We start from the raw sequence: 14188 nt of genomic DNA on the forward strand, positions 1-14188 counted from the left end.
ACTAAACAATGCCAAATTTTTTTTTCACAAAGGCTTGGAAATCAGTACAGCCGCCAACGTGAACATTATCAACAAAAATTTGTGGCACGGTTGCAACAGGCTTACCAACACGAGGCTCTAAATCTTCTTTTGATAAACCTTCTGCAATCATATCAATAAATTTAAAATCAAAATCGTTTAATTCGGTTTTCATTTTTTCAGCTAATTGTTTTGCACGCACGCAGTACGGGCAAGATAAACGTCCATAAATTTCAACAAACATCTTTTTTCCTCTATAAAGTTGTTAATAACAAGCGGTTATATTTTAACAATTTTTTGCAAATTAAGCATAGCTTTATTCACCTCACGGCTTGGGCTTTAATATGATATACTTCTATCAAATTTATTGACGAGAAAAGAATATGTCCGAATTAATGACCTTTGAGGAGCTTGATTTAAGCCCCCAACTTCTAAAAGCCTTAGTAAAAAAGGGCTACAGCCGCCCAACAGCAATTCAACAAGCCACTATTCCAGCTGCCCTTGAAGGGCGTGATTTACTGGGTTCTGCTCCAACAGGCACAGGGAAAACTGCAGCCTTCTTACTGCCGGCGATTCAACATTTATTAGACTACCCACGCCGTAAACCGGGAGCTCCGCGTATTTTGGTACTTACACCTACTCGAGAGCTGGCAATGCAAGTGGCGGAGCAAGCAGAAGAGCTGGCACAATTTACCAACTTAAGTATTGCGACCATTACAGGTGGAGTGGCGTATCAAAATCACGGCGAAGTCTTTAACAGTAATCAAGATATTGTGGTAGCAACGCCGGGTCGTTTGATGCAATATATCAAAGAAGAAAACTTTGATTGCCGAGCGGTTGAAGTGCTGATTTTTGACGAAGCAGACCGAATGTTACAAATGGGCTTTGGGCAAGATGCAGAGAAAATTGCGGCAGAAACCCGTTGGCGTAAACATACTTGGTTATTCTCAGCCACTCTTGAAGGGGAGTTGTTAGAGGATTTCTCTGAGCGATTATTAAATGACCCAATAAAAGTAGATGCAGAGCCAAGCCGCCGTGAACGTAAGAAAATCCAACAATGGTATTATCACGCTGATAACGTGGAGCATAAAACCAAATTGTTGGCTCGTCTTATCGGAGAATTTTCGGTGGAAAAAGCAATTGTGTTTGTTCGCCGCCGTGAAGATGTGCGAGAGCTAAGCGACATACTTCGCAAACGTGGTTTGCGTTCCACTTACCTTGAAGGCGAAATGGCACAAACCCAACGTAATCAGGCGATTACCCGCTTAAAAGAGGGCGTTGTGAATGTTCTTGTTGCGACCGATGTGGCGGCTCGTGGTATCGACATTGACGATGTGGATTTCGTGATCAACTACGATTTGCCATACAGTGCCGACACTTACCTTCACCGCATCGGGCGAACCGCTCGTGCCGGCAAAAAAGGTTCGGCGGTTTCGCTAGTAGAAGCTCACGATTACAAGCTGCTCGGTAAAATCAAGCGTTATACGGAAGAAGCATTAAAGCCGCGTATTATCGAAGGCTTAGAGCCTCGCACCAAAGCCCCGAAAGACGGCGAGTTGAATGTAACGAGTAAAAAAGAAAAAGCCCGCATTAAAAAGAAAAAAGAGGTGAAGAAAGAAGCGGCGAAGCAAAAAGTAAAAGTTCGCCATAAAGACACCAAAAATATCGGTAAACGCCGTAAGCCAAGCAGTGAATCGGCAGCGGTTAAACAGGCATAATGATACAAGCGGTTATTTTCTGAAGATTTTTTGCAAAAAATTCATCAAAAATAACCGCTTGCTAATTCTTCGCTAATTTTTCTTATTTAGAATGTTTGTCATCGGAACTGCTAAGCCGATATGTTTTTTTCATCATAATTTTAGAGGTTCAAACCGATTATTGGTTTGAGCTTTTTTTTCGGCATATAATGGGCTAATTAGGAGAAGAAAATATGCGAATATTATTAGTTGAAGATGATGTAATGATTGCGAAGGCAGTAGAAGCCAGCTTAAAAGATGTAGGTTATGCGGTAGATTGGGTCAATAATGGCAAAGTTGCTGAAACCTCTTTGCGGGATCAAGCTTACGATATGGTTTTACTGGATTTGGGATTGCCCGGACAAGATGGGTTAATGGTTTTGCAGCACGTTCGTAATCTGAAAAATAATACGCCAATTGTGATTATGACTGCCCGAGATGATATTAATAGCCGTTTGGCAGGGCTGGACGGTGGGGCAGATGATTATTTAGTCAAGCCTTTTGATTTGGCTGAATTACACGCCCGCATACGAGCCGTTATCCGCCGTCATAGCGGTCAGGCAACGCCAAAACCGAGTAATGGTGTTTTAACGCTTGACCCGCAAACGTATCAAGTTGAAATTGCCGGACAAAACGAGATTGTTGCATTGACTAATAAAGAATTTACGGTTTTACAAGCATTGGTTTTACGTCAAGGTATTATCCTTTCTCGAGCGGATTTAGAAGATAAACTCTATGGTTGGGGAGAGGAGGTAGAAAGCAATGCGATAGATTTCTTGATTCATTCTATTCGTAAAAAAATTGGTAAAAACCATATTAAAAATGTGCGTGGTGTGGGTTGGCTGGTATCGAAGGAAGAATAGGAAAAATGAAAAATTCAATCAAATCACAATTAATGTGGGGCATTTCTGCTCTCCTATTTGTGACCGCACTATTGAATGCAGCTTATAACTTTTCGGATATTTGGCGGGAAACCAATGAATTACAAGATAAGATATTAAAGCAGGTAGCAGATTATATTGAGCCGACCAAGGTCTATTCTGCAACCGATCTAGACCACGATAATATTCAATTACTGGTACAAACTTCGGTGAGTCCAAATAGCATCTTTGATGTGAGCGGCAAACAGGCGGGTTTTTATGATACGGAACATCAAGGCAATCTATACCGCTTTTATTTGAAAGAGAAAGCCGATGGCTATGTATTAGTTGCACAAAATAGTCATTATCGTACTGATTTAGCGATGGATGTTGCATTAGATAATACCGTGCCATTTGCTATTTTATTGCCGCTTACCCTACTGGCAATCGGTTTTTTGGTGCATTTCAAAATGCGAACGGTACAGCAGGTGTCTGAGGAGATTGAACAGCGTCAAGATCTCGATCTTACCCCAATCAATACACAACATATTCCGACGGAGATTCAAGGCTTCGCCAATGCGATTAATCAACTTTTGGCTAGAACCCAACATTTGATTGAGCAACAACAACGTTTTATTGCAGATGCTGCTCACGAAATGCGTAGCCCAATGACCGCACTGTCATTACAGGCAGAACGTCTTTCAGGGCAACAGCTACCAGATGATCAAAGAGTGCAAATTGAGCAAATTCAGCAAAGTATTAAGCGTAATCGTCATTTAATTGAACAATTACTTTCTCTTGCGAAAGCCCAAGCCGGCAATGTTACTTTACATAAAACGCAAATTAACTCACAACATTTATTCCGCCAAATCATTGAAAGTTTGTTGCCAATTAGTCAGCAAAAAGATCAGGATATAGGTGTGGTTGGTACGCAAACAGTAGCTTTTTATGCAGCAGAGATCGATATGTTTACTTTGGTAAAAACCTTGGCGGATAATGCTTTACGCTATACCCCCGTAGAAAGCCAAATTGATTTAGTTTGTGAAGAAAATGATGAGTTTGTCATTTTCAGTGTGGAAGATAATGGTAGAGGCATTCCGGTGGAAATGCGAGAGCAGGTTTTGGAACCTTTCTACCGTATTCTTGGCACAGAGCAGCAAGGTTCGGGGCTGGGTTTAGCCATTGCGGAAAATATCGCTAAACGATATGGAGGTTATATTGAATTACAAGATAGCCGACAATTTCCAACAGGGCTTTTAGTTAAAGTTTTTCTCCGGAAATCTTATCTGCAAGCCTAAATAGATGTGGGAGGGTATAATCAGAAAATGCCTTCCCATTTTTTATCTCTCCTAATTTTTCGCTAATTCTAGCGTTTTAGAATATCCACATAGAAAAGACAGATCATAGCGGTCAAATTTCCCTATTTTTTTACAAAGGATATTCAATGAAACTGAAACACCCTCAATGGCATTTATCTCAAATTAGCCTTATAGCCCTTGTTTCTCTCTATTTTACCATTGTTCTTAATATAGCTTTTTTCCGAGAAACCTTTAATCTTTATCAATTTACCGGAACAAATTCGGATTATTTTATTTATACCACACCTTTGGTACTTTTTGCCGTATTAAACATTGTATTGAACATACTGGCTTTACCTTTCATTCATAAAGTGATAGTGCCGTTATTGATCATCGTAAGTGCTGCGGTAAGCTATAATTCGATCTTTTTTAATGTTTATTTTGATCGAGATATGCTTTCCAATGTGTTACAAACCAATATGGCTGAAAGTATTCGGATGCTAACACCTCGCTACCTTGCGTGGATTTTCTTCCTAGGTATTGTGCCGGCACTGGCTTATTTGAATGTGAAAGTTCGTTACCAAGTGTGGTGGAAAGAAATTTCCGTGCGAGTCGTAACAATTTTTGCCGCCGCATTGATCATTTTTGCCGTTGCTTGTCAGTATTATCAAGATTATGCCTCGTTTTTTCGTAATAACAAATACTTACCACACTTGATTGTACCCTCTAATTTTGTTGCCGCGGGTGTGAGCAAAATCAAGCATAGTCGAATGGAAAATCGCCCTTTTGTTACCTTGGCTGAGGATGCCAAAATACAAAAGCCGGACCGTTATCGTCACGTTTCTGTGATTGTATTAGGTGAAACGACTCGAGCAATGAACTGGGGACTCAATGATTATGCACGCCAAACCACACCCAAAATGGCAGCTCGCCTTGCAAGCGGTGATAATTTAATTAATTTTCGCAATGTGAGTAGTTGCGGGACATCGACAGCAGTTTCCGTACCCTGCTTATTTTCATCAATGACTCGTGAACAGTATGATGAAGTGACGGCAAAAAATCAGGATAATTTACTCGATATTCTTAACCGTGCCGGTGTGAATGTGGTATGGATTGAAAATAATAGCGACAGCAAAACTGTTGCGGATCGACTTAAAGAAATCAATACATTCAGTGGCAATACCTCTTCACTTTGTACCAATGGCGAGTGTTTAGACGAAGTGATGTTGCCAGAATTGGATAAAGCGTTAGCTGAAAATCCGGATAAAGATACGGTGATTGTGTTGCATACCATCGGCAGCCACGGACCAACTTACCACGAACGTTATACCGAAAATGAACGCATTTTTACCCCCACTTGCGACACGAACGAAATTAACAAATGTAGTCGGGAAGAATTGGTCAATACCTATGACAACGGCATTGTCTATTTAGATAAATTTCTCGATCAAGTTATTCAACGTCTGGAAGGGAGAAATGATTGGGAGAGTGCAGTGTATTATTTTTCCGATCACGGTGAGTCATTAGGCGAAAATGGCATTTACTTGCATAGTACACCATACTCTCTTGCTCCAAGGGAACAAACTCAAGTTCCTATGATGATGTGGTTTTCTAAATCGTGGGCTCAAAACGAACCATTCGATCTAGAATGTATAAAACAAAATGCTGATGCAGCCTATTCGCATGATAACGTTTTCCACACGGTGTTTAGTTTGATGGATATTGATATGAGCAAGCATAGTTTACCAGTTTATGATAAATCACTCGACATACTAGGGCGTTGCCATCGTTAGTAATAGAAGAATAAAAATGCCTTTAACTTGTAAGGAGTTAAAGGCATTTTTTATGTATTTAAGATGGTGCTTTCGGTTTTATGTTTACCGCACCGCCATTTGGAATAAAATTACCTCAGCCTCGCAGCTAAATTCTATCCACATTTTCATCAGAAAACCGTCTGCAATTTGTGTGATTTCACTTTGAATTTCACAAGGTTCGCTTTCTACCGATTTTGCTTTTTGTGTGAAAAATTCGACCGCTTGTTGAGCGATTTCTTCACTGTCATAAACTGCTTCAAAGGCAATTTGGCGGTCTGCGTTATCTAACATAGAGTCGCCTTTCAGCTTGCACGTATTGTGTGCGTCAGCGGCTTTTTGTTGCATTGTTTTACTCATATTACACCCTATCTGAAATCTCTTTTAACCAGGTATAAGACTGATGTTGTTTTTGCTCATCGAAAATATAGCTTACTGCCATAATTTCATCAATTTCGATTCTCTCTTTTAACGTTTTGAGTTGTTGTTCAACACTCTCACGGCTGCCGATAAGTGAACACGCTGTCATTTGACTAACCACGGTTTTCTCTTGGTTGTACAACGCATTTTGTTGAAAAGCAACAGGTCCGAAATGCGGCACCATCTCAGCTTTCACAAAATTTTCCCAGACCTTTTCGTCAGACTCGACGGGTGGCTGCAAATTGTTCTGAGCGTTGGTTACTACATTTAAGAAAAACTGGGTTTGAGTAGTAGCAAGCTGTTCCGCCTCTTGATCGGTTTCAGCCACGATTGCATTCACACCTAAAATCACATAAGGTTTATCCAACACTTTAGACGGTTTGAAGTTTGAGCGGTAGATTCTCACCGCATCGTCCATAAAACGTGGGGCAAAATGCGAGGCAAAGGCATAAGGTAAGCCTCGCTCTGCGGCTAAATACGCACTTTCGGGGCTAGATCCTAGAATATAAAACGGCACATTTAGCCCTTGTGCAGGGTAAGCAGATACAGGGTTTGTGCCTTCAAAATAGCCTTTTAGTTCGCTGATTTCGTCAGGAAACGGCAAACTTTGTGCATTACGGCGTAAAGCAGTGGCAGTACGCATATCAGTACCCGGTGCACGCCCAAGCCCTAGTTCTACACGGTTAGGGTAGAGCGTTTCAAGTGTGCCGTACTGTTCTGCCACAATGTAAGGGCTGTGGTTAGGCAGCATTACGCCACCTGATCCCACTCTTAATGTTTCAGTGTGAGAAAGTGCGTGCTGAATGAGTAATTGTGTTGCCGAGCTGGCAAGGTTTTTCATATTATGATGTTCTGCAATCCAATAGCGTTCAATGCCGATCTTTTCTGCGTGTTTTGCTAATTTCACCATAGAATCGACCGCTTGTTTAGCGGTTTGCCCTTCACGAATAGGCACAAGATTTAGAATGGATAATTTTGTCATAAGGCTTTCCAATTAAATGAGAGTGTAAAATAAAAAAATGCCGAATAGGATTTACCTACTCAGCATTGTAAAACCATACTCTCAATATGGGGACAATTATTTTTTACTCAAGAAGATAATTGCATCAACATAACGTTGAATGAAATCATTCGTTGATGAAGAATCTGCAAAGCCTTCTAAATTCAATTGGTATTGACCATTTACGAAAAATGCAGGCACACCACGAATTTGGAAGTCTTCCGCTAATTGAACTTGTTTATTCACCAAGCCATTTACTGCAAAGCTGTTAATGCCGCTATCAAACTGTTCAGCCGTAATGCCGTTTGCTAAAAATACCGCACGAATATCGTCCATTGATTTGAATGCATCTTTTTGTGCCCCTTCAAATAATGCAGTTTTTACTTTATCTTCAGCTCCTAATGCCATTGCTAATGCCCAAGCACGGGTTAAGTCTTCAGATTGGCGACCTAAGAAATTAACGTGATATTGCACTAATTTGGTGTCTTTTGGTAATTTTTCTTTAATTTGGCTTGGGATCTTGTAGCTTAATTCAAAATCATAGCAGTGCGGGCAGTAGAATGAGAAAAATTCCACCACTTCTTTTTGAGCCGATGGGGCTTTACGTACCTCAGTATATTCTTTCCCTGCGGTTGGATCAGCGGCGATTGCCGTTGAGTTAAATGCAAAAAGGGCAGAAAGTGCAACAAAAACCGTTTTTAATGCCAATTTTTTCATAATGATTCCTTCAAAAAATGTTGATAAATATAAGTGCTAAACCAGCTAACGGATAAGACAACCTTAATCGTTTAAAATTCCACGTGCACGCAATAAAGCGGTTTTAAAATCATCTTCGTAATCTTTTTTGATGCCGGGAATAGGCTCAAGCTTATCTGCGTTTCGCATTTTTAGCTGATAAATTAAGACCTCATCGCTCAAGGCTTTAAAATTATCAGGCTCGCCTACTTCAATCGAAAGTTGCTGCAAAATATCAATGAGGTGTAAGTCAGGATTTTTACGCCAATGTTCGCCAAGTAACTCTAATAATTCTTCCAAGCGTTTGCATTTCATTGTTTGCCCCTTAAAAAATCTTGTTGGAAATTAAGCGAAATAATATACTTTTGCTTTAGTTTTTGCAAAATTTTAAGGGATAAAGCTGTGAGTAAAATAATAGAAGAACGTATTTCAGCCGTGATTTTAGCCGGCGGTTTGGCTCGCCGAATGAATGGCGTGGAAAAAGGGTTGCAACTTTTTGATGGAAAACCGCTTATTTCACACATTTTAACCCGTCTTTCCCCACAAATTAGCGACATTTGGCTGAATATAAACCGTTCTATTGAGCAATATCAGCAACTTTATCCTACAATCCCTTATTACCAAGATAGTTTGCCCGATTTTCAAGGTCCGCTAAGCGGAATGCTATCAGGCTTAGAGAAAATTGACAGCGACTATGTGCTCTTTGTGCCTTGTGATACACCTTTTATTCCAACGAAGTTATTGCAAAAATTACACATTGCCTTACGTATTAACAACGCTCAAATTGCCTATGTTCACGATGGCGAGCGACCACACCCAACATTTGCATTGGTTCATCATTCGGTAAAAGAGGAATTGAGCCACTATTTAGCTTCAGGCGAACGCCGTCTGCTTTGGTTTTTCCAATCACAAAAAAGTGTGGCGGTGGATTTTTCTGAACAAAAATCCGCATTCACGAACGTGAATACATTGGAAGATTTAAACCGAGTAAGCCAATTTCCGGTGAAAACCCTTGCGATTACAGGCTACAGCGGCACGGGCAAAACTACCTTATTGGAAAAATTAATCCCAAAATTGACCGCTTGTGGCATTCGGGTTGGCTTGATTAAGCACTCCCACCATAATGTTGATGTGGATAAAAAAGGCAAAGACAGCTACCGTCTACGTGAAGCAGGAGCAAATCCGACAATGATTGTGTGCGATGAACGTTGGGCGTTAATGACAGAAACCAAACAAGCGGTCGAATTTTCTCAATTAATTGCAAAATTCAATCCGCAAGAGATCGATCTTGTTTTCGTGGAAGGCTTTAAACACGAAACTTTACCGAAAATTCAGCTCCACCGCAAAGAGATTGAAAAGCCATTGCCGGAGCTTGATAAGTGGACGATTGCTACCGCAACGGATTATTTTCTTGAGCGAGAGAATTTACTTGATATTAATGATGTGGAACAAATTACTGAATTTATAAGAGGGTGGATTAGATAAAACTAAGGCGAACGTGATGTTCGCCTTTTGTTTCAGAGGGCGTTCTATTTTGCAAATTCTTGCATAAATTCGCCCGCTTGTTTCACCATTGAGCTTGAGCCAACAAAGAATGGCACACGTTGGTGTAACTCAGTTGGTTTAATATCCAAAATCGGATTAAAGCCGTCAGTTGCCATTCCGCCTGCTTGTTCCGCTAAGAAGGCGATTGGGTTGCATTCATAGAGTAAACGTAATTTGCCTTTCGGGTAAACGGTTGAAGTTGGATAAATGTAGATCCCGCCTTTTAATAAATTGCGGTGGAAGTCAGATACTAACGAGCCGATATAACGTGATGAATATGGGCGTTTAGTGGCTTCGTCCGTTTCTTGGCAATATTTGATAAAGCGTTTTACCCCTTGAGGGAAGGTTACATATTGCCCTTCGTTGATAGAGTAATATTTTCCTTCTGTCGGCGTTTTGAGATCGGGATGAGAAAGAATAAATAAGCCGAGTGATGGATCGTAAGTAAAGCCATTCACCCCATTACCTGTGGTGTAAACCAACATTGTTGATGAGCCATAAGTAACATAACCGGCAGCAACTTGTTTACGCCCTTCTTGCAAGAAATCTTCTTTGGTTACAGGCGTACCAATTGGCGAAACACGGCGGTAGATCGAGAAGATCGTACCAACAGATACATTCACTTCAATGTTAGACGAACCATCAAGCGGATCCGTCATTAAAATATATTTTGCGTTGCGACCACGTTCCGTGTCAAATGCAACAAAGTCATCATCTTCTTCTGAAGCAAAACCTGCTACGTCCTCACGGGCTAATAAGGCTTTTTTCATTGTTTCATTTGCGAAAACATCAAGCTTCATTTGAGCTTCGCCTTGCACGTTTTCAGAGCCTGCTGTGCCTAAAATATCTTGGCTTAATCCCGCACGGTTAATTTCACGGTGAATAATTTTTGCAGCTAAACGAATTGATGACAAAATACCACTTAATTCACCTTTCGCTCCAGGGTATTCGGCTTGTTTTTCAATAATAAATTCGCCGAGCGTTTTCATAGTTTTCTCCTTGTCTATGTTAGAATATCACTATTATAGCGACTACCTAAAAGAGGTAGAAAATTAATGCTTAGTTTTGTGATCTCATTCACATTTTTGTTGCTTTTCAATCATTTCACTCATCAAAGGAATATATTATGAACTTGAGCAATGAATTAAAATTAACCAAATATAATGAATTAGACGTGCTGGAAGTAAATCATAGTAAAGTCAAAGCCAAAATTGCATTACAAGGAGCACAATTACTAAGTTGGCAGCCACATAATGCAAAGCAAGATGTATTGTGGTTAAGTGAGATTGAGCCTTTTAAAGTAGGCTCGGCTATTCGGGGCGGTGTGCCGATTTGTTACCCTTGGTTTGGACCGGTAAAAGAACCTGCTCACGGTACGGCACGTATTCGAGAGTGGAATTTAGTTGAATATTCTTGTTCTAGTGAAAACGTTCGTTTAGTGTTCACTTTAGCACAGGAAGCCAGAATGGAGATGATTTTAGGCGAAACTTGCGAGCTACACTTTACCCATTTAGCCCAAGAGCCGGCACAGCTTGCATTACATACTTATTTTAATGTGGGCGATATTGAAAAAGTGGAAGTGCAAGGTTTGCCAATCCGTTGTTTTGATAAATTAACTAATCAAAACGTTGAAGTGCCCTCTCCTCGCCGGATAGATCAAAACATAGACTGTATTTATGCGGCGAACCCAACGAATATCATTCAAGATTTCGCTTACCAAAGAGCCATTGTGATTGAACATAGTAATGCAACAGAAACGGTTTTATGGAACCCTTGGCATAAGCCAACAGGCGGAATGAGCGAAAATGCTTATCAGAAAATGGTTTGTGTTGAAACTGCTCGTTTGAACACCTTACTCCAGCCACAGGAAGTCGTGAGTGTCAAAATTGCGGTTCAATAAATTTACAAGCGGTTGTTTTTAGTAAAAAATTTACCAAAAACAACCACTTGTAAAGTCTATAAATTTCTTTATTTTCAAGCTATAATAACGGATTACTATTTTAATCGATTGAGAATAATCAAAAATATGAACAGCAAAATTTTAGCAACGGGAAGTTATTTACCAAGTCAGGTGCGTACCAATGCTGATTTAGAAAAAATGGTGGACACCTCTGATGAGTGGATTGTTACTCGCTCGGGCATTCGTGAACGCCGTATTGCAAGAGCTGATGAAACCGTGGCTACAATGGGAGCAAAAGCGGCTCAACAAGCCTTAGAAATGGCAAAAATTGACGCTAATGAAATTGGTTTAATCGTAGTTGGTACAACTACCAATTCCCACGCTTATCCAAGTGCGGCTTGCCAAATTCAAGGCTTGCTAAATATTCAAGATGCGATTGCATTTGACGTGGCAGCTGCTTGCACGGGCTTTGTGTATGCGTTAAGTGTTGCCGATCAATTTGTGCGTAACGGGCAAGTGAAAAAAGCGTTAGTGATTGGTTCAGACATCAACTCCAGAATGTTAGATGAAACTGACCGCAGCACCGTTGTGTTATTTGGCGATGGAGCAGGTGCAGTTATTTTAGAAGCCAGCGAGGAGCAAGGGATTATTTCAACGCACTTACACGCTTCGCCGGATTTGGACAATAATCTTACCTTAAAAGGTCAAAAGCGTGGTGAAGAGCGTTCCGGCTTTATTGAAATGCAGGGCAACGCAACTTTCAAAATTGCAGTGAACCAACTTTCAAGCGTGGTAGAAGAAACGTTAGAAGCAAATAATTTACAAAAATCAGATCTTGATTGGCTCATTCCACATCAAGCAAATTTACGTATTATCACTGCAACGGCGAAAAAATTAGAGATGGAAATGGACCAAGTGGTAGTAACCCTTGATAAATATGCCAACACCAGTGCTGCGACGGTGCCGGTAGCTCTTGATGAAGCGGTACGTGATGGTCGTGTAAAACGTGGTCAATTATTACTTCTCGAGGCTTTCGGCGGCGGCTGGACTTGGGGTTCTGCATTAGTGAAGTTTTAAGGCGAGAAAATGTCAGAAAAACAAACCTTTGCAGATAAAAAACGTAAAACGGTTGAGCAAGCTGAATTTACCGAAGATGGTCGTTATTTAAGAAAAGTGCGTAGTTTCGTATTGCGTACCGGTCGCTTAAGCGATTATCAACGTGATATGATGAACAACAACTGGGCGAATTTAGGGCTAGATTATCAACCAATCCCCTTTAATTTTGAACAGATTTTCGGCAATAATAACCCCGTTGTGCTAGAAATTGGTTTCGGAATGGGGAAATCGCTGGTTGAAATGGCGGAACAAAACCCAAATCGCAATTACATCGGCATAGAAGTTCACACACCGGGTGTTGGAGCTTGTATTGCTTATGCGTTAGAAAAAGGCGTGAAAAATCTGAGAGTGATTTGCCACGATGCAACGGAAATTCTGCGAGATAGTATCGCAGATGGCTCATTAGGTGGTTTACAGCTCTATTTCCCGGACCCTTGGCAGAAAGCAAAACACCACAAACGTCGTATTGTTCAGCCTGAATTTATCACAAGAGTGATTGAAAAATTAAGCCCAAACGGCTTTATTCATTTTGCAACCGATTGGGAAAATTACTCAGAGCATATGCTTGAAGTGTTACGCCAATTCGAGGATAAATTGCAAAATACATCACCGACCAATGATTTTATTCCACGCCCGGATTTCCGACCTTTAACCAAATTTGAAGAAAGAGGTCATAAACTAGGGCACGGTGTGTGGGATCTATATTTTGTTAAAAAATAAGTAACAGTTTACTTAATAGAGGAGAGAAAAAATGGCAGTTCAACGTAATGCTCGTCAGCGTAAAAAAATGCACTTAGGTGAATACCAAGAGTTAGGTTTTTTAATCAAATTTAGTTTTGCTGAAAACACAGGTATCGACCAAATTGATGAAACAGTTGATCGTTTCATTGATGAAGTGATCAAACCAAACGGTTTAGCGTTAGAAGCAAACGGCTACTTAAATTGGGAAGGTTTAGTTTGCTTAGAAAAATTAGGCAAATGTGATGAATCTCACCGTCAATTAGTGAAAACTTGGTTAGAAAACAACGGGTTACAAAATGTACAAGTAAGCGAGTTGTTCGATATTTGGTGGGATTACCCGGCACAAGTTTAATTGATTTACACTGATACAAGCGGTCATATTTTTCTGAAAATTTGCAAATTTTTTCGTAAAAACGACCGCTTGTTTTTTTAATTTCAAGTATAAAAGAGAGAAATAAATGGAATTTTTAGCCCCTGTTATTTCGTTAGTTGTTGGCTTTTTCAATTTTGTGCTGGTACTCAGAACGTGGCTACAATTTTGTCGAGTTGATCCACGTTTGCCTATTTCGCAAACCTTGCTCAAAATCACAGAGCCTTTGGTTGCCCCTGTTGGTAAATTAATTCCAACGGTTAAAAATATCTGCTTTCCTGCACTTTTGATTGCTGCGGCATTAGTTACTTTGCAATTTATCTTCTTTGGACTGGATTTGCCTCGTGCCGTATTAATCGGTTTATTAAGTTTAGTAAAAACCTTCGGACAAATTCTCTTTTTCACCACCTTAATTCGTGCATTGATGAGTTGGGTTACACAAGGTAACCACCCACTTGATTATACTGTTGCTCAAATTACTGAACCGGTGTTAGGTTTTATCCGCAAACTACTTCCAAGAACAGGAATGTTAGATTTCTCGGTAATGGTATTAGGCTTTGGACTATTGCTATTAAACAGCTTGTTTTACCAAATTTTTGGTGGGCTATGGGCTGCGGCTTAATTAAGCAATAGAAATA

At 40.3% G+C, this 14188-nt stretch carries 16 protein-coding genes; 10 read left to right on the forward strand and 6 right to left on the reverse strand.

The window, feature by feature from the left end:
• Position 1 precedes the first annotated feature (1 nt).
• Positions 2-262, reverse strand: a complete 261-nt coding sequence (locus tag V6W77_RS00100) for a GrxA family glutaredoxin (protein WP_334253428.1) — start codon at positions 260-262, stop codon at positions 2-4.
• Between the two features lie 139 nt (positions 263-401).
• Here V6W77_RS00100 and srmB point away from each other — a divergent pair, with 139 nt between their 5' ends.
• The 4 genes from srmB (at position 402) to V6W77_RS00120 (ending at position 5705) form a co-directional block, all read left to right on the forward strand.
• Complete coding sequence (gene srmB / locus V6W77_RS00105) at positions 402-1736, forward strand: ATP-dependent RNA helicase SrmB (protein WP_334253429.1); 1335 nt, start codon at positions 402-404, stop codon at positions 1734-1736.
• Positions 1737-1948: 212 nt separating this feature from the next.
• A complete protein-coding gene (locus V6W77_RS00110; protein ID WP_334253430.1) occupies positions 1949-2617 on the forward strand; it encodes a response regulator in 669 nt (222 codons plus the stop codon).
• Between the two features lie 5 nt (positions 2618-2622).
• The gene (locus V6W77_RS00115; protein ID WP_334253431.1) at positions 2623-3912 is read left to right on the forward strand and encodes an ATP-binding protein; all 1290 of its coding nucleotides are present in this window, start codon (positions 2623-2625) and stop codon (positions 3910-3912) included.
• Between the two features lie 146 nt (positions 3913-4058).
• The gene (locus tag V6W77_RS00120; RefSeq protein ID WP_334253432.1) at positions 4059-5705 is read left to right on the forward strand and encodes a phosphoethanolamine transferase; all 1647 of its coding nucleotides are present in this window, start codon (positions 4059-4061) and stop codon (positions 5703-5705) included.
• 84 nt (positions 5706-5789) lie between these two features.
• Here V6W77_RS00120 and V6W77_RS00125 read toward each other — a convergent pair whose 3' ends face one another.
• The 4 genes from V6W77_RS00125 to V6W77_RS00140 form a co-directional block, all read right to left on the reverse strand.
• A complete protein-coding gene (locus tag V6W77_RS00125; RefSeq protein WP_334253433.1) occupies positions 5790-6083 on the reverse strand; it encodes a YfcZ/YiiS family protein in 294 nt (97 codons plus the stop codon).
• A 1-nt stretch (position 6084) separates the two neighbouring features.
• Complete coding sequence (locus V6W77_RS00130) at positions 6085-7125, reverse strand: LLM class flavin-dependent oxidoreductase (protein WP_283386441.1); 1041 nt, start codon at positions 7123-7125, stop codon at positions 6085-6087.
• Positions 7126-7221: 96 nt separating this feature from the next.
• Complete coding sequence (gene dsbA / locus V6W77_RS00135; protein ID WP_334235683.1) at positions 7222-7860, reverse strand: thiol:disulfide interchange protein DsbA; 639 nt, start codon at positions 7858-7860, stop codon at positions 7222-7224.
• A 63-nt stretch (positions 7861-7923) separates the two neighbouring features.
• The gene (locus V6W77_RS00140; RefSeq protein WP_025235244.1) at positions 7924-8193 is read right to left on the reverse strand and encodes a YihD family protein; all 270 of its coding nucleotides are present in this window, start codon (positions 8191-8193) and stop codon (positions 7924-7926) included.
• Positions 8194-8280: 87 nt separating this feature from the next.
• Here V6W77_RS00140 and mobA point away from each other — a divergent pair, with 87 nt between their 5' ends.
• A complete protein-coding gene (gene mobA, locus V6W77_RS00145) occupies positions 8281-9363 on the forward strand; it encodes a molybdenum cofactor guanylyltransferase MobA (RefSeq protein ID WP_334253434.1) in 1083 nt (360 codons plus the stop codon).
• Between the two features lie 44 nt (positions 9364-9407).
• Here mobA and fbp read toward each other — a convergent pair whose 3' ends face one another.
• Positions 9408-10412 carry a class 1 fructose-bisphosphatase gene (gene fbp, locus V6W77_RS00150; protein WP_025235246.1) on the reverse strand — a complete coding sequence of 335 codons (1005 nt, stop codon included), beginning with the start codon at positions 10410-10412 and terminating at the stop codon, positions 9408-9410.
• A 137-nt stretch (positions 10413-10549) separates the two neighbouring features.
• Here fbp and V6W77_RS00155 point away from each other — a divergent pair, with 137 nt between their 5' ends.
• The 5 genes from V6W77_RS00155 to V6W77_RS00175 all read left to right on the forward strand — a co-directional run bounded on the left by V6W77_RS00155 (position 10550) and on the right by V6W77_RS00175 (position 14172).
• A complete protein-coding gene (locus V6W77_RS00155; RefSeq protein WP_334253435.1) occupies positions 10550-11323 on the forward strand; it encodes a D-hexose-6-phosphate mutarotase in 774 nt (257 codons plus the stop codon).
• A 126-nt stretch (positions 11324-11449) separates the two neighbouring features.
• Positions 11450-12400, forward strand: coding sequence for a beta-ketoacyl-ACP synthase III (locus V6W77_RS00160; protein WP_025235248.1), 951 nt, complete (start codon positions 11450-11452; stop codon positions 12398-12400).
• Positions 12401-12409: 9 nt separating this feature from the next.
• A complete protein-coding gene (gene trmB, locus V6W77_RS00165) occupies positions 12410-13159 on the forward strand; it encodes a tRNA (guanosine(46)-N7)-methyltransferase TrmB (RefSeq protein WP_283386436.1) in 750 nt (249 codons plus the stop codon).
• Positions 13160-13190: 31 nt separating this feature from the next.
• Positions 13191-13532: a YggL family protein gene (locus tag V6W77_RS00170; protein WP_025235250.1), complete on the forward strand. Its 342-nt coding sequence runs from the start codon at positions 13191-13193 to the stop codon at positions 13530-13532.
• A gap of 106 nt (positions 13533-13638) precedes the next feature.
• The gene (locus tag V6W77_RS00175; RefSeq protein ID WP_025235251.1) at positions 13639-14172 is read left to right on the forward strand and encodes a YggT family protein; all 534 of its coding nucleotides are present in this window, start codon (positions 13639-13641) and stop codon (positions 14170-14172) included.
• The last annotated feature ends 16 nt before the right edge of the window (positions 14173-14188 follow it).

The sequence above is a fragment of the Mannheimia indoligenes genome, from assembly GCF_036880405.1.
In the GTDB taxonomy this organism is placed as follows: Bacteria; Pseudomonadota; Gammaproteobacteria; order Enterobacterales; family Pasteurellaceae; genus Mannheimia; species Mannheimia indoligenes.